Genomic DNA, 25,728 nt, shown 5'->3' with positions numbered 1-25,728 from the left:
TTGAAAGGATGATTAATAATGGTAAAAGTACTTTATAACGGAGATATTCAAGAGGAAGTTTTACAAGGAAAAAAAATCGCAGTTATCGGCTATGGTTCACAAGGCCATGCCCACGCTCTTAACTTAAAGGAAAGCGGCTTTGATGTCGTGGTTGGATTACGCGGCGGGAAATCATGGGATAAGGCAGTTGAAGATGGTGTTGACGTTCGTTCAGTAGCTGAAGCAACAGCCGCAGCCGATGTGGTAATGATCCTCCTTCCTGACGAGATGCAGCCAAAGGTGTATGAAGAAAGCATTAAACCAAATCTGGAAGCTGGCAACTCCCTTGTTTTTGCCCATGGCTTCAACATTCATTTTAGCCAAATCGTACCTCCTGCCGATGTCGATGTATTTCTAGTAGCGCCAAAAGGACCGGGACATTTGGTTCGCCGCACCTATTCAGAAGGCGCCGGAGTACCTGCCCTCTATGCGGTTTACCAAGATCACAGCGGGCAGGCACGAGAAGTTGCCCTAGCCTATGCTAAAGGGATTGGAGCTGCCCGAGCTGGCGTATTGGAAACCACTTTCCAAGAAGAAACCGAAACAGATTTATTCGGTGAACAGGCCGTTCTTTGCGGCGGAACTACTGCTCTAATCAAAGCGGGCTTCGAAACACTTGTCGAAGCCGGTTATCAGCCTGAGGTTGCTTACTTTGAGTGTTTACATGAATTGAAATTAATCGTTGACCTTTTATACGAAGGCGGTTTAGAAAACATGCGCTACTCTATCTCTGATACTGCACAATGGGGCGATTTCGTTTCAGGACCTCGCGTTGTTAACGAAGATACGAAAGCGCGGATGAAAGATATTTTAAAAGATATCCAAACAGGCGCATTCGCAAAAGGCTGGATTTTAGAGAACCAAGCGAATCGCCCGCAGTTTAACGCAATCAATCGCAGTGAAAACAATCATCAGATTGAGGTAGTCGGCCGCGAGCTTCGTGCGTTAATGCCATTTATTAAAAAACCAGTAAATGCAAAGAAAGAAGTGGTGGTCCATGGTTCGCGTTAACATCTTTGATACAACCTTACGCGATGGTGAGCAATCCCCTGGTGTTAATTTAAACCAGCTGGAGAAATTGGAAATTGCCAGACAGCTTGAGCGCTTTGGTGTGGACATTATGGAGGCCGGCTTTCCGGCTTCCTCCAAAGGAGATTTCGAAGCAGTAAGAGCGATTGCCCAAACGATTAAAAACTCTTCGATCACAGGACTAGCGAGGGCAACAAAATCGGACATTGACATTGCGTGGGATGCTTTAAAAGATGCAGCAGAACCAAGATTACATGTTTTCCTGGCCACCTCCCCTATTCATATGCAATATAAACTATTGAAAACACCTGAGGAAGTCTCGGAAATAGCCGTCGACATGGTATCTTATGCAAGAAAAAGGTTCCCGCATGTTGAATGGTCAGCAGAAGATGCTTCCCGGTCGGATCTTGATTTTCTCGTGCAAATCATTACCAAAGTCATCGATGCCGGGGCAACTGTCATCAATCTGCCGGATACAGTCGGCTATACAACACCAGAAGAATATGGTCGGATGTTCCGCTACGTGCGGGAAAACGTCCCAAATATTCATAAAGCCGCATTATCCTGCCATTGCCATGATGACTTAGGAATGGCCGTCGCTAATTCACTGGCAGCGATTGAAAACGGGGTTACCCAAGTGGAGGGGACGATTAACGGAATCGGCGAACGTGCCGGTAACGCCTCCTTGGAGGAAATTGCCGTCGCTTTAACTATTCGCAAAGATAAATATCCTTACACTACGAATCTAGTTTTAAAAGAAATTAAACGTACTAGTGATTTGGTAAGCCGCTTCACCGGGATGAAGGTCCCTGCTAATAAAGCCGTTGTCGGGAAGAATGCCTTTGCCCATGAATCCGGGATTCACCAAGATGGAGTGCTTAAAAATACCTTAACCTATGAAATTATTACGCCGGAATTAGTCGGCGTCAGTTCCAATGACCTTGTCCTCGGAAAGCACTCAGGCCGGCATGCCTTCAAGGATAAAATTGAACAAATGGGCTTTGAGTTATCTTCTGAGAAACTAAATGAAGCGTTCCAATCATTTAAACAATTAACAGACCGGAAAAAAGAAGTGACCGATGAAGATTTATTCACGATATTAATCGATATTCAAACCGCAGCCGCCGATGTCAAAAAATATGACCTTGTCGCTTTCCAGGTTCAGTATGGCTCTGCAAACCTGCCGACGGCAACTGTTGCCCTGACCACTCCTGAGGGGCTGCGTGTGGAAACAGCCCGTACCGGCGGCGGAAGTGTTGAAGCGTTATACAATACATTAGAGGCGCTAATTAAAGAAGAAATTCATTTAACCGATTTTAACCTAAGTTCAGTCGGGCGCGGCCGTGATGCGCTTGCTGAGGTCCATGTCAAAATGACTGTGAACGGAAATGAAGTCAGCGGCCGCGGCTCCGCACAAGACGTATTGGAAGCATCAGCTAAAGCATTTTTAAATGCAGTTAACCGGGTGTTTTTTAACCAAAAAGCAGTAGTGAAAGAACCAGCAACACTATAAAATTCATTTTTGCTAATTTTTGTAAAATGGTGTCAGGTACCGTTTGGATATTTTCTCCAAACGGTGTCAGGCACCAAAAGATTTTTTTATTAAATAAGGAGGTTGCTTCTAGTGAAAAAACATATTGTTTTACTTCCCGGTGATGGGATCGGCAAGGAAGTTATTGAATCTGCCAAGGATGTATTAAGCGCGATTGCTGAAGAATTTAATCACTTGTTTAGTTTCGAGACCCATGAAATCGGAGGAGCAGCCATTGACCTTTACGGCACTCCTCTTCCAGAAACTACTGTTAATGCCTGTAAGCAGGCAGATGCTGTATTACTTGGGGCTGTCGGCGGCCCAAAATGGGATCTAAATCCATCCCACTTACGTCCTGAACGCGGTTTACTTGGGATCCGCAAAGCACTTGACTTATATGCCAACTTAAGACCGATTAAAGGATTCAAGAACCTGCTCCATGCCTCGCCGTTAAAAGAAGAAGTCATTTCCGGAAGCGACCTCCTTATTGTCCGTGAATTAACCGGGGGGATTTACTTCGGATCCCCAAGTGAACGCCGGGATAATGGCCAGGTCGTTGTCGATACACTTGTCTACACCAGGCGGGAGATTGAGAGAATCGTCGATAAAGCTTTTAAAGCGGCACAAGGCCGCCGCGGCCGACTAACTTCTGTTGATAAAGCAAATGTCCTTGAATCCAGCAAGCTCTGGCGGGAAATTGTTGAAGAGAAAAAGGCTCAGTATCCAGATGTAGCGGTCGAATATGTTTTGGTCGATGCTGCTGCTATGAAGCTAATTACGAATCCAACTCATTTCGATGTCATTGTCACCGAGAATATGTTTGGCGATATCTTAAGCGACGAAGCCTCCGTTTTAACTGGCTCGCTCGGCATGCTCCCTTCTGCCAGCATAAATGAGTCTGGGGTTGGTCTATACGAACCAGTGCACGGCTCAGCGCCGGACATTGCCGGTAAAGGTGTTGCCAATCCTGTCGCAATGATTCTCTCAGCAGCACTGATGCTAAGATACTCCTTTGGATTGGATGATGAGGCAAAAATGATAGAGGATGGCGTCCAAAGTGCGCTTGATGCTGGCTTCCATACCGCTGACCTGCGGGTTGAAAATGGCCGCCAGGTAGGCACCACGGAAATGACGAAGCTAATCGTTGATTTTATTAAAACGCAAACAGCTTCTAAGTGTATCGCAAGTTGTTATTTTTGATTACTTTTGGGGGTAAACCGAATTAGATTGGCGGTTTACCCTTACCTTCTATTGAAATGAGGTTAATCGACAGTTGGAACTCGGTTGCCGACAGTTGGTGTGGGTTTTACGACAGTTGGCGTAAGCTTTACGACAGTTGGCGTGCGCTATCCGACAGTTGAAGCGCGCCATCCGCCAATTCCGCAATATATAAATCTATTAACGTGAGGAAGGAAGCTATGCAGACACCAAAAACGATAATCCAAAAAATTTGGGAACAGCATGTTGTCCATCAGGAAGATGGGAAACCGGATTTACTTTATATTGATTTGCATCTCGTTCACGAAGTGACCTCTCCTCAAGCATTTGAGGGCTTACGAATGAACGGGCGCAAGATCCGCCGCCCGGACCTTACCTTCGCTACGATGGATCACAATGTGCCAACCCGCCAACGACTAGTCATCAATGATCCTATTTCGAAAAAGCAAATCGATGCCTTACAGCAAAATTGTCAAGAATTCGGCGTAACATTAGCTGATATTCATCACCCGGATAATGGGATTGTCCATGTGATTGGTCCAGAGCTTGGTCTAACCCAGCCCGGAAAAACAATTGTCTGCGGTGATAGCCATACGTCAACACATGGTGCGTTCGGAGCTCTCGCTTTCGGAATTGGCACAAGTGAAGTTGAGCATGTCCTTGCGACACAAACCCTTTGGCAGGCACCGCCAAAAACACTAAATGTCAAAGTAAATGGGAAGCTTGGGACAGGCGTTACCGCAAAAGACTTAATCTTAGCGATCATCGGGAAATTTGGCGTGCAATTTGGAACGGGTTATGTGATGGAATACACAGGTGAAGCCATTCGCACCCTATCAATGGAAGAGCGGATGACCGTTTGTAACATGTCAATTGAAGCCGGTGCAAGAGCAGGACTTATCACCCCGGATGAAACGACATTTGAATACTTAAGAGGGAGACGACATGTCCCTCAAAGTGAGGCGTTCGACGAAGCAGTGGCTAAATGGCGTGCCCTTGCCACCGATACTGGTGCCGCCTATGATGCAGTCGTTGAAATCGAGGCAGCTGAAGTCGAGCCGCAGGTTACCTGGGGAACGAATCCAGGCATGTGTATCCCAATTACAGCAGCCGTTCCGAATCCTGCCGACAAAGAAAAGCCGACCGAGCGGGATGAAATCAGCAGGGCTCTTTCCTACATGGGACTTGAGGCCGGACAGCCAATTTCTACTGTAAAAATTGACCATGTTTTCATCGGTTCGTGCACAAATTCCCGTTTAAGTGACTTACGTAAAGCTGCCGAGGTTGTTCGGGGCCGGAAGGTTAGCCCCACTGTGAAAGCGATTGTTGTTCCAGGATCATATAATGTCAAGCTCTCAGCCGAAAAAGAAGGCTTGGATCAAGTCTTTAAAGAAGCTGGCTTTGAATGGCGCGAAGCCGGATGCAGTATGTGCTTGGCAATGAATGATGACATCGTCCCCGCTGGTGAACGCTGCGCTTCCACTTCAAACCGTAATTTTGAAGGCAGGCAAGGAAACGGTGCACGCACCCACCTTGTTAGTCCAGAAATGGCTGCGGCTGCCGCGGTGGCCGGTCACTTTGTTGATGTCCGCAAGTTCACTGCACAGGAGGTTGGTTAATTAATGGAGCCTTTACGTACTCACCAAGGCCTTGTTTGTCCGTTAAACCGGACCAATGTCGACACTGACCAAATTATTCCGAAACAGTTCTTAAAGCGAATCGAACGCACCGGCTTTGGGCAATTCTTATTTTACCACTGGCGTTTTGACGACAATGGGAAGCCTCGTCCAGATTTTCCTTTGAATGATTCAAAGTATAAAAACGCATCTATTTTAGTAGCCGGAGAAAACTTTGGCTGCGGTTCCTCTCGTGAACACGCTCCCTGGGCTGTACAGGATTTTGGGTTCAAAGTCATTATCGCGCCTAGCTATGCGGATATTTTTAAAAACAACTGCGTGAAAAATGGCATTCTTGCGATTCAAGTAAGCGAGGAACATGTCCAAATGATTTTGAAAAAAGCCGAATCCGAGAAGTACACATTAACCGTGAACCTTGAGGAACAAATCGTCTATGATAATGAGGGCTTTGAAATAAAGTTCGGGATTGCACCATATCCGAAACAAATGCTCCTAAACGGCTGGGATGAAATTAGCGTTACCTTAAGTTACGAGGAAAAAATCAAGCAATACGAACTTAAGCCTAATTTAGCAAATTGAGGAAAATAATCAAATCAAGCACAAAAAACACATGGCTTTTCCTAGATATCGCCATGTGTTTTTTTGCTGAAAGCTTATCCTTTCCGAAAAAACACAACTATCCCTAAAGGTGAAATTTAATCCATTTCCTTTGCAAGACCATTGAAAAACCATACACAAAAGCATCTAGTCATCCAAAATGTGATAAATAATGTGATCCACGACCAATACCAATTCCAATGGATATAATGGATCAAGTCTGTCTTTTTTTCTAAAAAAACCTCAGGAACTGTAAGCACGGTACAGTATGCAACATAGTACAAGAACTTATATATTTTTCCGCGGGAATTAGGGTAATACGCGTTAAATACACCGCAAATAACCGGGTATACATAATACTCATATGTAAAGCTTGATCGATTTATTCCTGAAAAAAGACGGATTGGATACGTTAGTAATTGATTTTCAACTACAACTAATCCTGCAATCCACGTTATCACTTGTTTGAAAAAGAAGGCGACAATCGCTAAACGTCGTTTATTTCTCGGAATAATAAATATCAATCCGGTAATACCAAGCCACACAGAAATTAAAATGCCCCATTCTAATTTCATCTTGTGACCCCCTCATCCTCTCCAAACAGTGCTTTATCTTTAAAAAACCATTGGTAGAAAATGTTCGTAACAGCAAACAAAATAACGAAATTTACCCATGTCCAATACCAAGAATAATGGGCATATTCAATTAGGTTCGTATACCTTTCAATCAAAAAATCGATCATTGTTAGCCCTGTGATCCAGAAGGACAAATAGATTAGACGAAAGAGGTAGTTCCCTTTTGACTCAAAGATGATGTAAAACGCACAAAAGGTTGGATAAAAAAAGTATTCAGTAGTTACTAGTAAGTCTGTGGCGTTTGGAAACTCCCTATACGGAAATGTTAGCAGGTTAAATTGTACATGAAATAAAGAAGACAACCACGTAAGTGATTGACAAAAAAGATGAGCAAGGATAAATCTTCTCATCCGATTCTTCGGTATAAATAGGAAGGAAACAAGGCCTATACCCCACATAAGTATGATAACAATAGATTCAATTGACATAAATATAAACCCTTCTAGTGTATATGTAATATACTTTGCTATTAAGTTTAAATATAAACATGCAAAAAAATCTTAGTGGCTTATTGTAGGATAAAGCTTTACCCCCTGGGGTAAAGCTCTTTTTTCATTACTTAGGTGCTCATTAGAATCCGGGTAAATGATCAAGATTATTTTCCCTAATCCCGTCCGGCTCGCTTCGGATGATGTCTCTCCCGTACTTATGAAAAACATCGATATTGGCAATTTTCCCCTCTTTCGCTTCCTCTAGGGCCGTTATATAATCCAGCTCCCGCCCTGTATTTGTCTTAAAAGCTATAAGATCTCCATCATCGTTTTTCCTGACCGCGACGAACGCTTCTTTTCCATCCTTATTAGGTTGATTCGCTTCCATTTGGGCCTGCTGCTCACTTTGCCGCTTGTATTGTTCGTATATTTTTTCAAAATCCTGTTCCATTAAATGTCCACCTCCGAACATTTGTTAGTATTTTTCTTTTCGAAAAAATTATCCGTGGACTTGAAGGTGTCAGAAGCTTGTCAAAATTAACAAAACAAAAAACTTATCTTTTTCATCGCAGTATAATTTACCAAATACAAAAGCCCTCCACTCAGCAAAATAGAAGGGCTTTCACATTGCTCAAATTTTCATTTCCTATAAACAAATGGAAAAATATGTGTCCATCCCAAGAGGACATTTGTCCATGAGTGGTGCCTGACACCTCTTTTACTAATTATCGACCGCTATAAATACCAATTGCATTTCCATCAAGGTCAAGGAATTGGGCAAAGCTGCCGCCATCAGGAATGCCCGTTTCTGGTATGATTACTTTCCCGCCAAGTTGAGTTACTGTTTCCAAAGAAGCTGATATGTTTTCAACATTAATATACAAGGTCAAATAGGGTTGCTCTTCCTGTGTCCAATTGAAAAGATGGCCATTTAACCCAGCGTCTTCTTCAGAAATACTCATAACAGGTCCATCATCGGTAATCTTCCAATTGAAAATTGTCTCATAAAACCGTTGGGAACGATGCCCTTCTCTTGCGGCAATTTCAAAAAAGCCGATGTGATTTAATGCTCTAGTATCTTTTCTTTGATCCTCTTTGCGCTTGTCACTTCGATGAATTCCAACAATAATCCCGTCTGGATCGACGAATTGGGCAATCGAACCACCTGTTGGGACCGCCATTTCTGGGAGGATCACTGTCCCGCCCATTTCCTCGACGTTTACCAAACATTCCTGGATGTTGTCGACATTAACATAAACACTCACATGCGTTGGGTGGTCTTTATGCGGCCATTTGAGAATATGACCACTCAATCCAGCACCCGAAATCTGCAGTAACGGCCCAACATCAGTAATCTTCCAATTAAATAGACTCTCGTAAAATTTTTTTGCTTTATTTCCCTCTCTTGCAGCGATGACAAACATTGCAATCGTGGTTCCCATTTTTTTCAACTCCACTTCTTAATTACTTCTAATTTCAGCTTACAGTATAAACATCTTTAACCATTACTTAAACTTCGACAAAAACGGTACTTTTTCCTTTAATACTTCAACAGGCTATAATAGGTCGTAACAGGCTTCTTTGGGAGTGAATAGAAATGACTACTTACGACAAAACCCATGATCCGCGGAAAAATAAAGAGCTGCTTGCTGAAATTACCGGAAAACGTCTTGATATGAAACAGGTGCTCCAAGAAACAGAACAATTATTTGAGCAATGCCGCAAGAATCCAAGTTCATCAATCACTGTAAAAGGGCATCCGCTTTCTTTTTCCGAAAAAATTCACGAGGGCTTATTCCGTCTTTCAGCTAAACGTTCACGGATTATAGAACCAACGCGGATTTTTATGGATGCTGAAGGGAATGTGATTCCTGATTGGAAAGACAAGCTGGACCGAGAATATGACCGTTTGAGGGAAAATATAACAAAGGAAGTGAATGTTGCAGATTTTGGTGCTGTCGGTGACGGAAAAACTGACTCCACAGCTGCTTTTAAAAAGGCAATCGGCCGTGGACGGGTAAAGGTGGTTGTACCTCCGGGTGTCTTTATCGTTAAGGGAATCCGTCTGCCATCTTGCACCTTGCTCGTTGGAGCTGGAAAAGGAGTCACAACTATTCGGCTGCATGACCAGGCTGTTAAAGGTACTAGATTGATAACCAACTCAAACCATTGGCGTGGAAATCACCATCTTTTCGTTCAGGCTATGACCTTGAACTGGAATGTGGAAAGGCTCGGCAACGTGGCAAAAACAAGTACGTGGGGCAATCATTCAAGTTGTTTGACCTTCGCAAATGTTACATATGGCTGGGTCAAAGATGTCGAAGCAATGAATCCAGGGCTTCACTGTTTTGATATTTCGTCGACCCTTTACAATTATGCTGGCGACGGCTATCGGGCCCGCGGCGGGAGCAAATATATTTGGCTTGATAACTTAACTGGTTTTGGCTTCGGCGATGACGGAATTACCACCCACCATAGCGATTATATCTTTATCTCTCGCTGCCATATGTGCGACACAAGCGGCCGGGCCCATCGGAAAGGTTTTTCAAATTCTAATGGTTTTGAAATTGATGATGGCTCGAGAAATGTCTTACTAGTTTATAATTCTACGGCAAGGTGCTTTGGCGGGGTGGAAATTAAGGCCCATCAAAATTCGTCTGCCGCTTCTAACATCACAATCGTCGGGCATGTTTCTGTTAATGATAACCGGTCCTATAATTTTCGCCATATCGGCCATCACAAAAGCAGTGATGCGGAATCGAAGACAGCTTTCAATATCAGCGCTGTAAATCTTGCCGCCATTGCACCAATATTTTCCGATTTATATAAAGATTCCCCACCACGCGGGATGGTGGTTTCCGCCTATAAAAATGTCGTCGTTAATCATTTTGCCTTGATTGGTGACTCCGATTATGACTACAAAGGGAACCCCGTGATTGCCGTTCAGTATCGGGCCAGGAATGTGGTTTTGAACCATATTTCCGTCAAAGATTTTATAAAAGCCGGGGCCGCAATAAAAGTTTATGGGGGCGACAATCGGGCGGATTCTATAAAAATTCAAAATTGCTCATCTGAAAAAATCGAAGTCGGGTCAGGCATCAAGGATATTAATATTGATACCAAAGAATAGCGTCAATCATCACTTTTGACGCTTTCCTTCCTTTTCTACAACGATGTCATCGACAAGCTTTTCCGCCACCTTTCGATACAAATTACTCATATGGACGAGCGATGAAATCATTAGCACCTGCTCAAGATAAGGAGAATTTCCTTTTTCATTCTCAGTAATTTCTTCCTTAACTTCCTTCACCCTTTCCTCGATGTCCCCTTTAAAATCAGCTACATTTTGGCTCGTTAGATTCAGATAACTAGAATAAAAAGAATCTAATTCTACCTCCTCTTTGATAATCTTCTTATTAACCCCATCAAGGGTTACCTTAATATCATTGATAGAAAGTGCCCCTTTAAGCTGGTAAATCAGGCTCATTAAGATCAGATGCTCTTTCGAATATTTCTTATTTTGAATCGGAAAAATAAGCTTTCCTTTTGCATAGTTATTAATCATCGTTTTGGTAAGGATTTTTTCATCCTCATTCCGCTTTGTATCATTAAATTTATTTTCGAATAATTGAATCACTTGGTCCATATATAAATCAATATTTGGAATTTCCTCCAAGTTTAAACTTGTTTCCAGGCCAAGCGAATCGATAATTTGATTGATATGTTCCATCGTAAAAACCCCGTTCACTAACTTTATATTTTTTATTATACCCAACTATTTGGGTGTTGACTAGATGTAGATATGTTAGTATCATTATATGTAGTTATGAAAACCACGTGTTGCACTAGGAGGCTTTTAAAATGAACAATTTTATTCGGGAACCTATCAATGGACTGACCCATTTAGCAGGAGCTGTTTTGGCATTTGTCGGACTCCTTGCCATGGTGATCAAAGCTTCAATGACAACCACTTCACCTTCAACAATTACGGCTGTTATCATTTTCGGCGTTAGCATGATTCTGCTTTATTCGGCATCGGCCACCTATCACATGGTCATTGCCCGGGATACGGTGATAGCCTTTTTAAGACGACTTGACCATTCGATGATTTTTGTTCTAATTGCCGGCACGTACACGCCTTTTTGTTTTATTAGCTTGAACGGAAAAACGGGTGCGATTCTATTTTCGATTATTGCAGCAGTGGCATTAAGCGGAGTTGTTTTTAAAATGGTCTGGTTTAACTGTCCGCGCTGGATTTCTACTGCCTTGTATTTAGCAATGGGCTGGATGATTGTATTTGTTTTCTCGCCGCTAAACGGTAGTTTAAACCCGGTAGGTTTGTTTCTATTAATCCTTGGGGGAATCTTCTATACCATCGGCGGGGTCATTTACGGGGCAAAGCCAAAGTTTTTAAAAACAAAATACATGGGCTTTCATGAGATTTTTCATATTTTTATTTTGCTTGGAAGCCTGGCACATTTCCTTAGTGTGTTTCTATACGTGATTTAAATATTTATAACCTTTTGAACGCCTTTCTGCGGAGGCGTTTTTGTTTTTCCTTTTTTTATAAAAACTTTGACAAATTCCTATCATTAAAACTTGTACTATTACTCAAACTATAATGAGCTAAAAAAATGATAGAGGTGTTTCGTTTGTTTCGATTAATTTTTCAAATGATTGTCATTGGATTATGTTCAATGCTATTTGGATTTGCTTTTAATACCTTCCTCATTCCGCATAAGCTAACATCCGGCGGGGCAACAGGCATTGCCTTTTTTATTCATCATTTTTCACATATCAATACTGGCTGGGTTATTTTGGCGATTAATCTTCCATTGTTTTTTCTAGGATTGAAATTCTTAGGAAAAAGGTTTGTTTTGCTTACTGGTTACGCGGTGGTCATTTTGTCCTTTAGCATGAAATTCATTCCGATCCATGCCATTAGCCATGATATTCTGCTTTCATCGATTATTGGCGGCGCCCTCTATGGAATCGCCGTGGGGATCATTATTCGGCTTGGAGGGTCGACGGGAGGAACCGATATTATCAGTCTAACGCTTGCCAAGCAAAAGAACATGCAGGTTGGCTTTTTAAATATCTGTATGAATCTTTTGGTGGTGGGGATTTCAGGGCTAATTTTTGGATGGAATATCACATTATATACAGTGATTGCTATTTATGTCGCCGGGCGAGCCGTGGATATGGTTTACACCACTCAAAATAAATTGACCTTAACGATTGTGACGGATAAATTTGAAGAGCTTAGTGAAGCATTAATCCAGCTGCATGCCAGGGGGGTTACGGTAACGGATGCCGAAGGGGCGTATACGCATAAGCCTAAAAAAATGTTAACTACTGTGATCACAAAATTCGAACTAAATGAAACGAAACATACCATTAGGACGATAGATTCTAAGGCATTTGTCAACATCATGCAAACCATGGAAGTGATGGGGCGTTTCCGGAAGGATTAGAAAGTCGCGGGAGAGCACGGTTTTTTCACAGGCATTAAGAAACACTTATAACGACCATTCAGCTTCTATTTTATAGGTTTCAGGCTTTATGAACCGCTCATAACGACCGTCCGTCACTCTTTTAATAGGTTCAGGTCGTTATAAACCTCCCTAATCAAACTTGAGCACTCTTTTTTCAGTTTTTTTTCAAAGAACTGTAATCATTATTATTTCAATTTCAATTCAGGCCCCCATGGAGCTGGTGCTATAGATTCATCGTTGATATTCTGCCTCATTAACCCTATTTTCGCAGCATAATAATCAAGCATTTCAAAAACAGTAAACCGATGAAAACTACCGTTAAGAAATTGTGGTTCATTTCGTCTCTTAGGGTCTATCTTCCAAAGTGATATGGAAACTCTTCCAGTATGATCGTTATATTCATTGATTGGAACACTGAAGTCGATCTGTTCGTTATATCCATTTGCAACGGCAAGAACGGTTACCTCCCCCATATTCTTCATAGGCAATCTTAAATCTTTAGGGACTGTAACTGGTATTGTTGCTTCTCCCTTGGCATTTGTCAGCTTAGTCGCAATAATCTTTCCTAATGAATTAATAACAACTAATCGAGCATTACTTATTGGCTTTCCTTGTTCACCAGCAGGTTCAATTGTTGTTGTTACTTTAGCAGTCAATATACCTGACACCAGGTTTTCACCATTTGTCTCAGCAAATCCTGATATAGCAGGATAGAAACAAAACAGACTTAATAAGATAAAACAACTCTTTTTGACCATAGATACCACACCCTTCTTTTCTAGTTATATTCTCGGCTATTTTGATTTTCATTCCAAAAAAATACACCATATTCTAGTTCCTTTACCTGAACCTTTTGCAAAAAAACAAATAAAAAATCGGACTCGAATCTTTTCATGTTGATTTTTCCCTTATCATTTATACATGATCCTATAAATGAGTACCAAAAGGAGGCTGAATTTTCAGCCTCCTTTTGGTACTCTTATTGCTTTGGTCTATTGGTCCATCCTAAAGATCAATTCTTCCTTTAGAACCAGTGCGTGGTTATGTATTGGATCTTTTGCTCCATACAGCAGTGTCACCGGCCTGTTTGAAGACCATTCAATAATTTGGTCTACAGCACGGGATTGCTGTTCGTTTGTGCGAAGCTCATGAAGGTAGCGGCTTCGAAATTCCTCAAACCGCTCAGGCAGATGTCCGAACCACTTTCTTAGCTCGCTGCTTGGTGCTACATCCTTGAGCCAATAGGGCAATCTAGCTTCCTCTTTCGAAATTCCCCGCGGCAAGAGCCGGTCAATTAAAATTCTCTGCCCGTCCGCTTCGTCAACAGGTTCATAGACTCTTTTTAGGGAAATATTCTTCATATATTGCCTCACGTTTTATGGACTTTTTACTACACTTAATCCTCATCCTTTATATCGAGATCTTCCGGAATTGGTTCGCTAAGGATTTCTTCGACTAAGTATTTATATTTTTCTACTTGTTTTAGGTGGGTCGTGAATTGGTCTTTATAAATTAAATACTCACTGCCATCAAATAACGCACGAATTTTCTTTTGTTGGATCAGGCTTTTGACTGTTGCCTCTGGAACCGATAAATATTCTGCTGTTTCTGTTATTGTTAGGTACAATGTCTTTACTCCTCTTTGTAAAAATTAAGATGATTTACTTCCCGTCCCAATCTTCCTGTAGTTGTGGCTGCTTGTGACAGCGAATTAAGAATGGCTTCCTCAGCCGCCTCGGCTGCAGCAGTAAATAACTGATTCATTATTAGATGATCCTCACGAAGCTGTGTCCGTGTCTCCACCATCTCATCAGAAAAATGCGCCATTTTTTGTGCGGTTGAAAAAGCAATGACAATATCGCCGCTGCCATGGCTGAAATGGCTCCCCGTTCGGCCAAGTCCAATGCCGCACCGTTTCGCTACCCGCTGTAATTGCCGGTCACTTAACGGGGCATCGGTTGCCAGCACAATAATAATCGAACCATCGGAGGTTTCCGACAATCCATCACCCGCTGAATAACGCAGCCGTTGCAGTTCTTCTTTCTTGCCAAAATTGCTGAGAACTAAGCAGCCAACCGTATACTCTTCAACGATTCTGGAAGACGAGCCAATCCCACCTTTATAGCCGAAGCAAATCATCCCTTTTCCCGCTCCAACAGCCCCCTCGGCAACCTGATCACAGGAGGCGTTCTTAATTGCTTCAATAGCGTGCTCCGGTTTAACAGGGAACAGACGAATTGAATTCAGGTAACTGTCGTTGCATTCCCCAACCACAATATTGATGGTACCCGTTGTCTCGCCAATCTCGGGACTTTCCTCCAGCATATACTCTAACGTTCCCTGGGTCACAGCCGGAACACCAAAAGTATTGGTTAACATGATTGGTGATTCAAGTACACCTAATTCATTCAATTGCACAAGCCCGGTCGTTTTCCCAAATCCGTTAATGACATAACTCGCTGCCGTTACTTTTTCTCTAAACAAATTACCCTTATGGGGTAAAATCGCCGTTACTCCTGTACAGGCGTATTCCTCTCCATGCTCATCCAGCTGATAATCCAGTGTAACATGGCCAACCAATACACCTTCAACATCTGTAATGCAGTTTTTCAGACCTGTTGACAGCTTGCCAACAGTGATTCCTTTTTCTCTAGCTTTCATCGTCCTACCCCCGGTCGATGGTCAAGGAAATTTTCGCAGGCAAAGCCTCTTACTTCTTCCTCTTTATAGTACTTTAACAGTTCATTAATGAGGTTTTGACTGTTTGAAGCGTCCTCTAAATTCTTAACAAAGATTGAGATGCCGTCAAAATCGGAACCAAGGCCAATTTGCTTCACCCCGCCCAATGAGCAAAAATGATCAATATGCTTCACAAGGTCGGAAATCGTCGCCTCTCCTGATTCTTTTATAAAAGGCGGATGGTAAACAACATGAATCAGTCCGCCCTTTGCAAACATTGCACCCGCCTGTTCATCCGTTAGGTTACGCGGATGCTGGCAAAGCGCCCTCGCGTTGGAGTGACTCGCAATCGGATACTTGGCTAATTCAATAACCTCCCAAATCCCCTTGTCACTTAAATGAGAGACATCTGTCAGGATCTGATGCTGGTTATTAAACTCGACAATCTCTTTTCCAAAAAGCGTAAGCCCGGCCCCTCGTGGTTCACCAGCACCGTCCGCCGCCAGATTCGCATTATTCCAAGTCAGACCGACAGACCGGACACCAAGCTGATAAAGAATATGCAGCTTTGTTAAATCGTTGCCAATCGCATCCACGCCTTCAAGCGTTAACATCGCTCCAATCTGACCAATTTTGAGCCGGTCAAAATCAGACCATTCTTTTATATGAACCATATCCGGATTTTTTCCAAGCACTTCCTTGTAAAAATAATCAATTTGCTCGAGGGCAACCTGAAATTTCTGTTCACCCTTAATTTCCGGTTCTATAAAAATTGCAAAACACTGTACCTTGACTTGGCCAAGATGTAATCGTACCTTATTTGTTTGTAATTTAGGCGAATCCGCAAACCGTAATGCCCCTTTTGCCTCTTGGAGTTTCATCAAGGCGTCACAATGCAGGTCGATGATATTCATGTTTCAAAAACCCCTTTTTATAAAATCTTATCATAATAAAAGAGCTAGGTGATAAAATTACCCAGCCCACATCTATACAACTATTGGTGTTGTTCTGCTATCACTTTTACCTTCGGCAGCACTTTATCCCAAATTTCGGCACTAGCATCTCTATACTTCGCTCCATCTGTCATCACAGAAAAGTCACCTTGTAAAACATGAAGGGTTGTCCTGCCATTTTCTTCAGATAATTTAAAGGTTATGCCGTCTTCCTCTGTCACGAGCGGTCTTTCCTCACTTCGAACATCAAATACGGTAAAGCGCAATAGTTTGTTCTCCTGGACAGCTGTCACATTCCCTTCCACAATGACTGTCCCATCCTGCCCTTTCCAAAGCACCGGACTTCCAAGCTCCCAAGTTGATTCGATATGGAATTCTGGCCCGCCGCTTGAAAACTCAAGCGCCCATTGTCTTGTATTTTCCGACTTAGTCAGTGCAGCCCACACATGACCTAAAGGGGCGTTAATTGCAATCGTTTCATCGACAAAAAGTTTTTCCATAGGTGCCTCCCAGTTCAATTAATTTAATTGTCTCTATTATATCTTAAATTTTTGTAAAAAAATAACCCCCGTCACCTTTAAGGCAAGGGGATCGCTTCAATTTAGTTTTGCACTTTCTGCATTCTTCTTTTCCCGAAAAATTGCATGCTCAAGCAATAAACATAAAATCAGGCCTACCAGTAAGCCATTGGAAACAATATTCCTGAGCCACGGGGCGACACTTCCAAAGCTTTCCGGCGGCAGGAACATCATACCGATTCCTACCATAAGCGACAGGCCGATGACCAAAAGATTTCGCGGGGATGGCTCCTGGCCCATCAGGTCGCGAATACCAAAGCCCATCATCTGCGAAAAAGGAATAAATAAGGAGGCATAGGCAACTTCTAATGGCAGCGTCGATAAAAATCCGCCGATATACGGGAAAAACCCAGCAGCCATAATCAACACTGCACCGATAATCAGTGGGCGCATCCTTTTTATTCCCGTGGTGCCAATAAATCCAGCCGAGACCGATAAAGGCACAACCCCGACAACCGAAAAGATTCCGGAGACAAATAAGTTAACCCCATTGCCAAATATCCCCTTTTGGTACTGGACCGGCTTCACTTCCTTTTCTAAGGCAATGCCCACAACTAAGATACTGGCAATCACATTTGAAATCAGCACAACTGAGGTAATAATCGACGTCAGGACAATCCCTAAATCAAATTGCGGCATCCCCCAGTCCAGCAGTTTCGGGACGGTAAACCAACTGGCTGGTTCATATGTTACCCCCGGATGAATCAAGCCGAAGATATGAAACAGCATCCAGCCGACCACAATCCCAATCAATGGCCCCATGCTTTTTAAAATCCCGCTGACTTTGAGGGAAAATGTTAAAATAATGATAATTTCAATGAAACAGATTAAAGTAATTTTCCCGCTTAACTGGCCTGTTGCGGTAATGCCGAGGATACTTTTAAAAAAGGAACCGCTCAGCTGGCTGACGAGTAAGATTAAATAGACCCCCGTCACTATCGGTGTAAATAAATTGCGTACTTTTTCAATGATTGGTAAAAAGCCAAGAACGGCTAAGAAAATCCCGGCAATAATCAGGCCCATTTCTAATTGCTGCAGCAAGGGTCCTTGTTCCCCAGGGGCACTCATTGTCCCAAGCAGGATAAAGATGGCCCACCACATTCCTGCTGCTCCTTCGACAATAGGAAGCCGGTGGCCAAAGAAAATTTGAATCAATGTGGCAGCACCGCTGACAAATAGCATTCTTTCCATAAAGGTGGAAATGTCGGCGGGTGACATATGGAAAGCTGCACCAACTACCACCGGGACGGCAATAACGTTCGTCAGCATAAAGACAGCCCACTGAACACCCTGGATCCCCGCTAGAATGCCGCCTTCTTTTTTCGTAAATTCAGTCATATGTTGAAACCCCTTCTTTGTTTTTCTAGCTTTCTATTATAATAACTATCAAGAAAATACCCATTTAACGAGGCCAGTACTTGTTGGAAAAGCATGCCGACAACAACAGGAACAGCTACGGCCGCCGGAAAATAAGTTACTCCGATAACTGCCCCGGCACTAATATTTCTCATTCCTCCGGAAAAAGTTAATGTTACCACTGTATCCCGGTCCTTAATCAGCAGACGACCCATTAAGAATGAAAACAAGTAGCCGGTAAATGCGATGAAAAAAACAACAATCGTAATGCCGACAAGCTTTAGGTTAATATTTTTCAAGTAGGGGGCGACAACAGCACCGTTGAGCATCACGACAAAGCCAAGGGAAATTTTTGAAAAAGGAGCAAGCCGGGACCCTAGTTGTTCATTTATTTTTCCCCTTGTAAGCTGATTTAACAACAAGCCGATAATAGAAGGAATCACGGCCATTCCCATTAACCCCTTCATGATACTGAGGAAATCCATCTCAATTGAATGGCCCATAAAGAGCGAAATGGAATACGGGACAATGATTGGTGAAAGCAAGGTATCAATTAATATCACTGATAACACCATTGGAATATTACCTTTATAAATAGACACCCATATAAAGCTAGTGATGCCTGTTGGAATCACCATGGCTAAAATAAGCCCCGTTATCGTATAGGCATCACCGGGAAATAAGACGTGTCCGACGCCCCAGGCCCAAAGCGGCATTAAAAAATGAAGAATCAACATCGCCATAAAAATCGGAAAGGGGTGGGTGATTACGTCCTTTAAGGACTGAAAATTGGAGCTCAAACTGCCGGCGAATGTCATAAAAGCAAAAATCCACGGAATTAAAAAAGAAAAATCCTTTAGAAACGCACTCAACAAAACTCCAGTGATGACACTTACCGGTGTAATTAACGGCATGATTCTTTCTAGTTGTTTATTTAATTTTTGCAGCATTCAGGGACTCTCCCAGTTTAGTCTTTTTGTGTTTTCAATTTGAGGTTCTTTGGGGTATCTTTTGTAAAGAGATTATTGACACCTCTATTACAAAAGAATAACACAATTTCTTTTCAATGGATGAAATGTCTTTCGGAAATCGAAAAAAAATAAATAGGAGGTCCGGAATGATGGGACCCCCGTTAAAAATCCGCCTTAAGTCGCAGTGAAAAATAAATCCCCGGTACATAGAGGAATGTGAGAGGATTTCTTATCCTATATATAGAAGGATTAAGCAAGAAAAGGGGATGGAAAAAGTGAAAAGAATTTTGATACTTTTATTGGTCATTACCGGGCTATATATTGTCTTTAATCAGTCCGTTCATTTTAATCTGTTTGGAAACAACAGCAATGATACCAACACAGACGGGCAGGCTGCCATATCAAAAAATACCAAGATGCTTGCGATTGATGTTTCGAGTGGAAATACAACCATAATTCCTGAGGACAGGAAAGATCTAAAAGCAGTTTATACGGGAAAACAAATGCTAACGGTTAAGGAAGATGGAGATACAGTCAAAGTTACACTTAAAAGCAAGGGCTTTAATTGGTTTGACTGGGGCTTCTTTTCCGAAAAGAGTAAGCTGACCATCTACATTCCGAAAGATTATCAGCGAAACATGTCCATCGATTTAGGCTCGGGAAATATCGATTTTTCTGGCGAGTCAAAAAACCAGCCGGTAAACTTGGATGAATTAACAATCAATATTGGATCTGGCAACATGAAACTCAAAAACCTCAACGTGGAGCAATTTGACCATGGCGGCGGGTCTGGGAATGTGGATATCGATTCATTAAAAACGAAAACAGGCACTTTTGATATTGCTTCTGGTAATCTTGATATCAAGCATTATACCGGGGCAATAAATGCGGAAGTATCATCCGGCAGGCTTAATATTCAACTGGATAAGTTAATTGATACCATTAAAATGGATGTAAGTTCCGGGAATGCCGAACTTGACTTACCGGATAAGGCTGATTTCACTTTAAACGGACACGTGAGCAGCGGCAATATTTCTTGCGATTTCCCATTGACAACAAAGGATTTAAACAAGAAATCAATTAAAGGTACACACGGCTCTGGTAAGTATCAAATCGAGCTGGATGTCTCAAGCGGCAACATTAGAATTCATTAATTTTAAAAGGGCGCATGGATTACCACCTCCAAGCGTCTCTTTTTATTCAAAAAAATGACTGGTAACCATTACTCCTAAAAATTCATAACGTATAATGCCTGCCGCAAAAACGGATTAAGTTTCGTATGGAAGGAGAGTTCCCATGTATTATCACCCTTTTCAATATCCAATCTATCACCCGATAACGCCTTACCCGGCATATTGGATGAATTATCAAATACCGCGTACTTATCCGTCCATAGATACAAAAATATTTTCCGGCTCAGTCAAATCGTTTCGGATATTAATGGAACAAGGAAGTATTTTACTAGATAGATTGGGCAATGTAGCGTTTGCCCATAAAATGATGACTGCCGCCCAGCAAGGGAAAAATGCCGAGGTCGACAGGATGATTAAATCCATTGGCCTAAAAGTCCCCGTGACAACCAAGTTTACGCCTACTGGTGTGAATTTCATATTATCCACTGATACCAGCCAAAACCAATCAGTTAATTGCTGCTCCTTAACCATTTCAATGAAATGGGGAGTATGACTAAGGTTAGCTGATTATCTTGATTATGTTCAATGGTGATTATTTTCTATTTTTATCTTATTGAATTAGGTGTAAAATGAAACTTTAATAAGTTAATAGGAAATAGGTGTATCACCTTTGGAAAATCTGACTAATAAGTATCAAGAACAATCCCTTTTCAGTATCTCTTGGCCGCTCTTTATTGAGCTGGCTCTTCATATGGGTATGGGCATCATTGCTACGTTCATGTTAAGTCACTACTCGGACGCTGCCGCTGCTGGAGTGGGCGTCGCGAATCAGCTTTTGAATATATTTATTTTAGTGTTCACCGTGACATCGATTGGGGCAACGGTATTAATCAGCCAAAACCTCGGAGCAGGACGCCTGAAAAAAGCAAGACAGTTATCCCGCTCTGTTTTTGGGTTAAATTTTTGGTTTGGGATTGTTGTGTCCGTCATCGTCTTCCTCTTTGGAGAACAGCTATTACGTCTATTCGACATTCAGGGAAAAGTATTTGATTATGGACTTACGTTTGTCCGAATATGCGGTATCTCCCTCTTTTTCGAATCGATTTCACTGGCGCTAAGTGCCGTCCTGCGCAGTCATGGGTATACAAAGGAATCAATGGTCGTGACCGTGGTCATGGACCTGATCAGCGCTGGCGGAAATATCGTGGCTATTTCAGGTGTTTTTGGCTTACCCATTACAGGAGTAACCGGTGTTTCGTGGGCTATTGTTGCGGCGCGTGCCTATGCAGTATGTGCACTCATCTACCTCGTGTACAACAGGCTTGCTTTGAAACTAACAATCAGTGATATTTTTAAAGCAAAAAAAGAGGATATGAAAGAACTGCTTTCAATTGGAATTCCTTCAGCGGGTGAAAATCTTTCCTATCAAATGTCTCAACTCGTGATAACAAGCTTTGTCGTTTCGATGGGCACTGCTTCCCTTGCAGCTCGTGTCTATATTTTAAACATTAACATGCTCTGTTATTTATTCACACTAGCGATTGCTCAAGGCACGCAGTTGCTTGTAGCCCGCTATATCGGCGGCAGACAGTTCAGCCGGGCACTTCAGCGAGGCATTCGTACATTAAAGATTGCCATGGTTGCCTCGTTGGTTACATCATTAATAATCGCCTTAATCGGCTCGCCTATTTTGGAGGCCTTTACTATGGACCCAATCATCATTGCTATTGGTTTGCCTGTTTTATGGGCAATTGTGTTTGTTGAACCGGGCAGAGCGATGAATATTGTCTTGATGAGTTCGTTAAAGTCAGCTGGTGATGTTCGGTTCCCCGTTATAATTGGAATCATCTCGATGTGGGGTGTCGCAGTTTCACTTAGCTACCTGCTTGGGGTTCATTATGGCTTAGGACTGTTAGGTATATGGCTTGCACAAGGGACAGACGAATGGCTCCGGGGCTGCTTTGCCTTGAGACGCTGGCTCATGAAACCTTGGGAGCGGAGAAAAAAAGTGAAGGGTCTTGCTTTACGATAATTATTTTTTAAAAAAGTGGTATCCCTATGAAATCGGGATACCACTTTTTCGATTGCGATTGACGAGGTACTCATCCATTTGCTCAGCCGGAATTGGCCTGCTAAATAAATATCCCTGACCAGTCCCGCAGTCATTTTTCTTTAAGAAGGCAAGCTGTTCATCTGTCTCGATTCCTTCTGCAATAACGGCAAAGTTTAGGTTTTGCCCCATATCAATAATAGTTTTCACCATTATTCCCTGGTTTGAATGGTAAAGAATATCATCGACAAACGACTTATCGATTTTGATTTTATCAATCGGGAGGTGCAATAAATAACTTAAGGAAGAATAACCTGTCCCAAAATCATCAATCGAAAGCAGGACGCCCAGCTCTTTCAATTGATTTAAAATAATCGTGGAATTCTCAAGGTTTTGCATGATACTTTCGCTGACAACTCCCCCAGCTAAAGCAGTGGGGTTCTAGGATACATTGGCAAACTTGAGTAGTACACTTCTCAACGATACCCTTATCTTTCCTTGCGGATAGAGTTTCTATCGAAGCACTGGTGTACTTTCTCCTTGAACATTAACGGACGTATTGCGTATAGCAAGACACTTCTCCAAGCAAGCCCCTTTAGACTCCTTGTATATTCGCCAGTTACATGATTAAATTGACTCGCTTTTATAGTGTAGGTATCTATTTTCTTAATGGATCGTCCTTGATAGCCTAATTTTCGGTCAATAATTGTGAGGAGCATGGCTGGATTTTCAAATGCTTGAAGTAACACAAACCTTGCGGGAATGATTAGCAATGGATTGACCAAACCGTTTCTTGTTGCTAGTGGTACTCCGCATTTGACATCACCCTCATCCCATGTCCAAAGACGGGCTTTCTAGTTCGGAAAATCTGTAACAAAAATTCACTTATTTAACAATAATAGTTTTATGAATTTGTAAATGATTACACTCCTGCCCCATTTCATTATTATTTTGTCGATGTAAGGATTGTTCGCTATTATTAATGGTATATCCCACCTTCAATAGCAGTCTTTTGGGAGTTGTTCATTTTTTTGTCAAAACATTTCGAACAAACTTTGAACTTATCACTATTGCCATGTTTTTTATGTTGAAATCTAATATATTGGAAGTAGAAAGAAACAAAATAAAAAATGAAAGGCGGAATGAAACATGTTTAACAAATTATTAAGAGAGAATAAAATTTCAGCTGCCATCTTAACAGTCATTCGTTTATACCTTGGATATTCTTGGTTCACAGCTGGTTTACACAAAATAACAGGAGGCTTTGACGCTGCAGGATTTTTAAAAGGAGTAACGGCGAACCCCGTTAAAGGACCAGACGGTGCCGTGGTTTACGGCTGGTATGTAGAATTCTTAAAAAACTTTGCCCTTCCAAATGTCGATATCTTTAACTTCATCGTCCCTTGGGGTGAACTATTAATTGGCTTAGGACTTCTCTTAGGCTGCCTAACAACAGCCGCTATGTTCTTTGGCTTAGTGATGAACTTTAGCTTCTTCCTAGCAGGTACTGTCTCTCACAACCCAACAGACATCTTCTTAGGCTTTATCATCTTAACAGCAGGTTATAATGCAGGTAGAATTGGTTTAGACAGATGGATCGTTCCTTACATCAGAAACATTGGCAAAAAACGTGTCGGTCATAAAAAACCTAAAGCAGTAGCATAACGAACCAAACTAAAAGACGATTCGGAACTCCGAACCGTCTTTTTTAAATTCGATAAACCCTTGCCTCATAAGGTCTTAAAGTAAGCTCTTGAAGCTGTTCATCAGCGAAAACTTCATAGTTATTCAACAGCAAATTTCGATATTCAACGGAAACTCCCTTGAACTCTGCCGACTGAGCGGAAAGGTTGGTGATGACAATCATCTTTTCCTCATTCAAAACCCTTGTATACGCATATATTTGCGGGTCATCCTCTAGAAGCAAATCATAAGTGCCATAGGTAAACACTTCATTTTCCTTCTTTAAGCGAATCAATTTTTTATAAAAATTCAAGATAGAATCAGCATCATTTTGCTGGGCTTCCACATTGATTTTCTTGTAGTTCGGATTCACCTTCAACCATGGTGTTCCATTGCTAAACCCAGCATTCGCATCATCCGACCACTGCATTGGCGTACGGGAATTATCACGGCCTGACGCCCAGATAATCTCCATAATTTCCTCATGAGGAACCCCGTCCGCTCGTTTTAAATGGTACATATTTTTCGCCGAAACATCATCATAATCTTCAATTGATTCATACCGGACATTGGTCATCCCAATTTCCTGACCTTGATAAATGAACGGTGTCCCCTGCATAAGAAAGTACATCGCCGCGAACGCTGTCGCACTTTCACGCCAATATTTCTGATCATCTCCCCATGTAGAGACGATTCGGGCTTTGTCGTGGTTTTCGATAAATAAGGCATTCCAGCCCTTGCCTTCTAAGCCTTTTTGCCAGCGGGAAAGAACATCCTTTAATTCGACAATGTCCAGTTCTTTTTTCATTTCAGCATCCCATAGGGCAAGATGCTCAAATTGAAAGACCATGTTGAATTTTCCTTGGTTTTCACCTACCCACTGCTCAACGTCATCGACATTATCAACCGTTACTCCATTCGCTTCGCCAACGGTCATGATGTCATATTTAGCAAATGTTTCTTCCTTTAACTCTTGTAAAAACGTATGAATTCCTTCGACGTTCATCATTTTTTCAAAGCAAGAGACGGTTGGCAGCCCTTCCGGATTCGGCATATCCTCGAGTCCTGGTTCTTTTTTGATATGGCTGATGGCATCAACACGGAAGCCGTCAATCCCTTTATCAAGCCACCAATTAACCATTTCATAAAGTGCACTCCGAACCTCTTGATTTTCCCAATTGAGGTCAGGCTGCTTTTTAGAAAAAATGTGCATGAAATACTGTCCGGTTTGTTCGTCGTATTTCCATGCAGGACCGCCGAAAATACTTTCCCAGTTATTCGGCTCTTTTCCGTCCTTACCATCCCGCCAAATATACCAATCCCGTTTCGGATTGTCTTTAGAAGTGCGCGATTCAATAAACCACGGATGCTCATCACTTGTGTGATTGATGACTAAATCTAGAATTAATTTCATCCCGCGTAGGTGAGTTTCTTTTAACAGTAAATCAAAATCGGCCATGGTTCCAAACTCGGCCATAATCTCCTGATAATTACTGATATCATAGCCATTATCGTCATTGGGAGATTGATACATTGGACTGACCCAGATGACATCAATCCCTAACTCCTTTAAATAATCGAGTTTAGCGATAATTCCCTGGATATCGCCAATTCCATCCCCATTGGCATCCATAAAGCTGCGGGGATAAACCTGATAAGCAACTGCTTCTTTCCACCATAATTTATTCATATTAAATCCTCACTGATTCTATT

Annotated in this window: 29 protein-coding genes; 13 read left to right on the top strand and 16 right to left on the bottom strand. The window is 42.1% G+C overall.

Annotated features, from left to right (window positions below; translation table 11 throughout):
• Positions 1 to 18: 18 nt before the first annotated feature.
• The 6 genes from ilvC (at position 19) to leuD (ending at position 6,033) form a co-directional block, all read left to right on the top strand.
• Entirely contained in the window at positions 19 to 1,050 is a 1,032-nt protein-coding gene (ilvC, locus tag BANVL01_RS06975; RefSeq protein WP_066083400.1) for a ketol-acid reductoisomerase, read from the top strand.
• Positions 1,037 to 2,581: a 2-isopropylmalate synthase gene (locus BANVL01_RS06970; RefSeq protein WP_066083399.1), complete on the top strand. Its 1,545-nt coding sequence runs from the start codon at positions 1,037 to 1,039 to the stop codon at positions 2,579 to 2,581. The genes ilvC and BANVL01_RS06970 overlap by 14 nt, the downstream gene beginning before the upstream one ends.
• Before the next feature lie 111 nt (positions 2,582 to 2,692).
• Positions 2,693 to 3,799 carry a 3-isopropylmalate dehydrogenase gene (leuB, locus tag BANVL01_RS06965; protein WP_066083397.1) on the top strand — a complete coding sequence of 369 codons (1,107 nt, stop codon included), beginning with the start codon at positions 2,693 to 2,695 and terminating at the stop codon, positions 3,797 to 3,799.
• A gap of 84 nt (positions 3,800 to 3,883) precedes the next feature.
• Positions 3,884 to 4,006, top strand: coding sequence for a hypothetical protein (locus BANVL01_RS28540; RefSeq protein ID WP_268874911.1), 123 nt, complete (start codon positions 3,884 to 3,886; stop codon positions 4,004 to 4,006).
• Between the two features lie 11 nt (positions 4,007 to 4,017).
• Entirely contained in the window at positions 4,018 to 5,436 is a 1,419-nt protein-coding gene (gene leuC, locus BANVL01_RS06960; protein ID WP_066083395.1) for a 3-isopropylmalate dehydratase large subunit, read from the top strand.
• A gap of 3 nt (positions 5,437 to 5,439) precedes the next feature.
• Entirely contained in the window at positions 5,440 to 6,033 is a 594-nt protein-coding gene (gene leuD / locus BANVL01_RS06955) for a 3-isopropylmalate dehydratase small subunit (RefSeq protein WP_066083394.1), read from the top strand.
• A 116-nt stretch (positions 6,034 to 6,149) separates the two neighbouring features.
• Here the strand turns inward: leuD and BANVL01_RS06950 are convergent, their stop codons facing one another.
• The 4 genes from BANVL01_RS06950 to BANVL01_RS06935 form a co-directional block, all read right to left on the bottom strand.
• A complete protein-coding gene (locus tag BANVL01_RS06950) occupies positions 6,150 to 6,626 on the bottom strand; it encodes a CBO0543 family protein (protein ID WP_066083392.1) in 477 nt (158 codons plus the stop codon).
• Entirely contained in the window at positions 6,623 to 7,114 is a 492-nt protein-coding gene (locus BANVL01_RS06945; RefSeq protein WP_066083390.1) for a CBO0543 family protein, read from the bottom strand. Before BANVL01_RS06945 ends, BANVL01_RS06950 begins: the two co-directional genes overlap by 4 nt.
• 142 nt (positions 7,115 to 7,256) lie before the next feature.
• A complete protein-coding gene (locus tag BANVL01_RS06940) occupies positions 7,257 to 7,568 on the bottom strand; it encodes a DUF3892 domain-containing protein (protein ID WP_425311803.1) in 312 nt (103 codons plus the stop codon).
• A gap of 274 nt (positions 7,569 to 7,842) precedes the next feature.
• A complete protein-coding gene (locus BANVL01_RS06935) occupies positions 7,843 to 8,559 on the bottom strand; it encodes a VOC family protein (RefSeq protein ID WP_066083387.1) in 717 nt (238 codons plus the stop codon).
• A 155-nt stretch (positions 8,560 to 8,714) separates the two neighbouring features.
• Between BANVL01_RS06935 and BANVL01_RS06930 the strand changes: the two genes are divergently transcribed.
• The gene (locus tag BANVL01_RS06930) at positions 8,715 to 10,247 is read left to right on the top strand and encodes a glycosyl hydrolase family 28-related protein (protein ID WP_066083385.1); all 1,533 of its coding nucleotides are present in this window, start codon (positions 8,715 to 8,717) and stop codon (positions 10,245 to 10,247) included.
• Positions 10,248 to 10,256: 9 nt separating this feature from the next.
• On the opposite strand, the gene BANVL01_RS06925 is transcribed toward BANVL01_RS06930, so the two are convergent.
• On the bottom strand, positions 10,257 to 10,847 hold the full coding sequence (locus BANVL01_RS06925; protein WP_066083382.1) for a DUF1836 domain-containing protein: 591 nt from the start codon (positions 10,845 to 10,847) through the stop codon (positions 10,257 to 10,259).
• Between the two features lie 131 nt (positions 10,848 to 10,978).
• Here BANVL01_RS06925 and trhA point away from each other — a divergent pair, with 131 nt between their 5' ends.
• Positions 10,979 to 11,626, top strand: coding sequence for a PAQR family membrane homeostasis protein TrhA (gene trhA / locus BANVL01_RS06920; protein WP_066083377.1), 648 nt, complete (start codon positions 10,979 to 10,981; stop codon positions 11,624 to 11,626).
• A 143-nt stretch (positions 11,627 to 11,769) separates the two neighbouring features.
• Entirely contained in the window at positions 11,770 to 12,591 is an 822-nt protein-coding gene (locus BANVL01_RS06915) for a YitT family protein (protein ID WP_066147763.1), read from the top strand.
• Positions 12,592 to 12,797: 206 nt separating this feature from the next.
• On the opposite strand, the gene BANVL01_RS06910 is transcribed toward BANVL01_RS06915, so the two are convergent.
• From BANVL01_RS06910 to BANVL01_RS06875, 8 genes are all read right to left on the bottom strand, one after another.
• On the bottom strand, positions 12,798 to 13,370 hold the full coding sequence (locus BANVL01_RS06910; RefSeq protein WP_066083374.1) for a carboxypeptidase-like regulatory domain-containing protein: 573 nt from the start codon (positions 13,368 to 13,370) through the stop codon (positions 12,798 to 12,800).
• Positions 13,371 to 13,604: 234 nt separating this feature from the next.
• Positions 13,605 to 13,973, bottom strand: a complete 369-nt coding sequence (locus tag BANVL01_RS06905; RefSeq protein WP_066083372.1) for a DUF488 domain-containing protein — start codon at positions 13,971 to 13,973, stop codon at positions 13,605 to 13,607.
• Positions 13,974 to 14,008: 35 nt separating this feature from the next.
• A complete protein-coding gene (locus BANVL01_RS06900; protein WP_066083371.1) occupies positions 14,009 to 14,239 on the bottom strand; it encodes an excisionase family DNA-binding protein in 231 nt (76 codons plus the stop codon).
• Between the two features lie 5 nt (positions 14,240 to 14,244).
• Entirely contained in the window at positions 14,245 to 15,273 is a 1,029-nt protein-coding gene (locus BANVL01_RS06895; RefSeq protein ID WP_066083368.1) for a DmpA family aminopeptidase, read from the bottom strand.
• The gene (locus BANVL01_RS06890) at positions 15,270 to 16,205 is read right to left on the bottom strand and encodes a dipeptidase (protein ID WP_066083367.1); all 936 of its coding nucleotides are present in this window, start codon (positions 16,203 to 16,205) and stop codon (positions 15,270 to 15,272) included. Before BANVL01_RS06890 ends, BANVL01_RS06895 begins: the two co-directional genes overlap by 4 nt.
• An 80-nt stretch (positions 16,206 to 16,285) precedes the next feature.
• Positions 16,286 to 16,744, bottom strand: a complete 459-nt coding sequence (locus BANVL01_RS06885) for an SRPBCC family protein (RefSeq protein ID WP_066083364.1) — start codon at positions 16,742 to 16,744, stop codon at positions 16,286 to 16,288.
• Positions 16,745 to 16,840: 96 nt separating this feature from the next.
• Positions 16,841 to 18,160, bottom strand: coding sequence for a purine/pyrimidine permease (locus BANVL01_RS06880; protein ID WP_066083362.1), 1,320 nt, complete (start codon positions 18,158 to 18,160; stop codon positions 16,841 to 16,843).
• Positions 18,157 to 19,128, bottom strand: coding sequence for a bile acid:sodium symporter family protein (locus BANVL01_RS06875; protein ID WP_066083360.1), 972 nt, complete (start codon positions 19,126 to 19,128; stop codon positions 18,157 to 18,159). The genes BANVL01_RS06880 and BANVL01_RS06875 overlap by 4 nt, the downstream gene beginning before the upstream one ends.
• Positions 19,129 to 19,424: 296 nt before the next feature.
• On the opposite strand from BANVL01_RS06875, the gene liaG reads away from it, so the two are divergent.
• The 3 genes from liaG (at position 19,425) to BANVL01_RS06860 (ending at position 22,314) form a co-directional block, all read left to right on the top strand.
• Complete coding sequence (gene liaG, locus BANVL01_RS06870; RefSeq protein WP_066083358.1) at positions 19,425 to 20,303, top strand: LiaG family protein; 879 nt, start codon at positions 19,425 to 19,427, stop codon at positions 20,301 to 20,303.
• Positions 20,304 to 20,445: 142 nt separating this feature from the next.
• The gene (locus tag BANVL01_RS06865) at positions 20,446 to 20,835 is read left to right on the top strand and encodes a YuzC family spore coat inner layer protein (protein WP_066083356.1); all 390 of its coding nucleotides are present in this window, start codon (positions 20,446 to 20,448) and stop codon (positions 20,833 to 20,835) included.
• Positions 20,836 to 20,952: 117 nt separating this feature from the next.
• Positions 20,953 to 22,314, top strand: coding sequence for an MATE family efflux transporter (locus tag BANVL01_RS06860; RefSeq protein WP_066083352.1), 1,362 nt, complete (start codon positions 20,953 to 20,955; stop codon positions 22,312 to 22,314).
• 24 nt (positions 22,315 to 22,338) lie between these two features.
• Here BANVL01_RS06860 and BANVL01_RS06855 read toward each other — a convergent pair whose 3' ends face one another.
• Both BANVL01_RS06855 and BANVL01_RS27675 read right to left on the bottom strand, forming a co-directional pair.
• Positions 22,339 to 22,731, bottom strand: a complete 393-nt coding sequence (locus BANVL01_RS06855) for an EAL domain-containing protein (protein WP_066083350.1) — start codon at positions 22,729 to 22,731, stop codon at positions 22,339 to 22,341.
• 89 nt (positions 22,732 to 22,820) lie between these two features.
• Positions 22,821 to 23,105 (bottom strand): hypothetical protein, encoded by a 285-nt coding sequence (locus BANVL01_RS27675; RefSeq protein WP_169803137.1) that lies wholly within the window; start codon positions 23,103 to 23,105, stop codon positions 22,821 to 22,823.
• 376 nt (positions 23,106 to 23,481) lie between these two features.
• Between BANVL01_RS27675 and BANVL01_RS06850 the strand changes: the two genes are divergently transcribed.
• The gene (locus BANVL01_RS06850) at positions 23,482 to 23,997 is read left to right on the top strand and encodes a DoxX family membrane protein (RefSeq protein WP_066083348.1); all 516 of its coding nucleotides are present in this window, start codon (positions 23,482 to 23,484) and stop codon (positions 23,995 to 23,997) included.
• A gap of 43 nt (positions 23,998 to 24,040) precedes the next feature.
• On the opposite strand, the gene BANVL01_RS06845 is transcribed toward BANVL01_RS06850, so the two are convergent.
• A complete protein-coding gene (locus tag BANVL01_RS06845) occupies positions 24,041 to 25,705 on the bottom strand; it encodes a glycoside hydrolase family 13 protein (RefSeq protein WP_066083346.1) in 1,665 nt (554 codons plus the stop codon).
• Between the last annotated feature and the right edge of the window lie 23 nt (positions 25,706 to 25,728).

The sequence above is a fragment of the Neobacillus novalis NBRC 102450 genome (assembly GCF_001591805.1).
Classification (GTDB): Bacteria; Bacillota; Bacilli; order Bacillales; family Cytobacillaceae; genus Neobacillus; species Neobacillus novalis.
Note: the sequence above shows the minus strand (reverse complement) of the source record. Positions and strands in the feature narration are given on the sequence as shown.

Bases quoted from the DNA above. Each gene is read 5' to 3' on its own strand.
- BANVL01_RS06950 (WP_066083392.1), bottom strand. From the start codon at position 6,626: ATGAAATTAGAATGGGGCATTTTAATTTCTGTGTGGCTTGGTATTACC.
- BANVL01_RS06930 (WP_066083385.1), top strand. From the start codon at position 8,715: ATGACTACTTACGACAAAACCCATGATCCGCGGAAAAATAAAGAGCTG.
- BANVL01_RS06890 (WP_066083367.1), bottom strand. From the start codon at position 16,205: ATGAATATCATCGACCTGCATTGTGACGCCTTGATGAAACTCCAAGAG.
- leuC (WP_066083395.1), top strand. From the start codon at position 4,018: ATGCAGACACCAAAAACGATAATCCAAAAAATTTGGGAACAGCATGTT.
- ilvC (WP_066083400.1), top strand. From the start codon at position 19: ATGGTAAAAGTACTTTATAACGGAGATATTCAAGAGGAAGTTTTACAA.
- BANVL01_RS06895 (WP_066083368.1), bottom strand. From the start codon at position 15,273: ATGAAAGCTAGAGAAAAAGGAATCACTGTTGGCAAGCTGTCAACAGGT.
- leuD (WP_066083394.1), top strand. From the start codon at position 5,440: ATGGAGCCTTTACGTACTCACCAAGGCCTTGTTTGTCCGTTAAACCGG.
- BANVL01_RS06850 (WP_066083348.1), top strand. From the start codon at position 23,482: ATGTTTAACAAATTATTAAGAGAGAATAAAATTTCAGCTGCCATCTTA.
- trhA (WP_066083377.1), top strand. From the start codon at position 10,979: ATGAACAATTTTATTCGGGAACCTATCAATGGACTGACCCATTTAGCA.
- BANVL01_RS06945 (WP_066083390.1), bottom strand. From the start codon at position 7,114: ATGTCAATTGAATCTATTGTTATCATACTTATGTGGGGTATAGGCCTT.
- BANVL01_RS06935 (WP_066083387.1), bottom strand. From the start codon at position 8,559: ATGGGAACCACGATTGCAATGTTTGTCATCGCTGCAAGAGAGGGAAAT.
- BANVL01_RS06905 (WP_066083372.1), bottom strand. From the start codon at position 13,973: ATGAAGAATATTTCCCTAAAAAGAGTCTATGAACCTGTTGACGAAGCG.
- BANVL01_RS06910 (WP_066083374.1), bottom strand. From the start codon at position 13,370: ATGGTCAAAAAGAGTTGTTTTATCTTATTAAGTCTGTTTTGTTTCTAT.
- BANVL01_RS06940 (WP_425311803.1), bottom strand. From the start codon at position 7,568: ATGGAACAGGATTTTGAAAAAATATACGAACAATACAAGCGGCAAAGT.
- BANVL01_RS06875 (WP_066083360.1), bottom strand. From the start codon at position 19,128: ATGCTGCAAAAATTAAATAAACAACTAGAAAGAATCATGCCGTTAATT.
- BANVL01_RS06855 (WP_066083350.1), bottom strand. From the start codon at position 22,731: ATGCAAAACCTTGAGAATTCCACGATTATTTTAAATCAATTGAAAGAG.
- BANVL01_RS06865 (WP_066083356.1), top strand. From the start codon at position 20,446: ATGTATTATCACCCTTTTCAATATCCAATCTATCACCCGATAACGCCT.
- BANVL01_RS06925 (WP_066083382.1), bottom strand. From the start codon at position 10,847: ATGGAACATATCAATCAAATTATCGATTCGCTTGGCCTGGAAACAAGT.
- BANVL01_RS06880 (WP_066083362.1), bottom strand. From the start codon at position 18,160: ATGACTGAATTTACGAAAAAAGAAGGCGGCATTCTAGCGGGGATCCAG.
- BANVL01_RS06845 (WP_066083346.1), bottom strand. From the start codon at position 25,705: ATGAATAAATTATGGTGGAAAGAAGCAGTTGCTTATCAGGTTTATCCC.
- BANVL01_RS06885 (WP_066083364.1), bottom strand. From the start codon at position 16,744: ATGGAAAAACTTTTTGTCGATGAAACGATTGCAATTAACGCCCCTTTA.
- BANVL01_RS06970 (WP_066083399.1), top strand. From the start codon at position 1,037: ATGGTTCGCGTTAACATCTTTGATACAACCTTACGCGATGGTGAGCAA.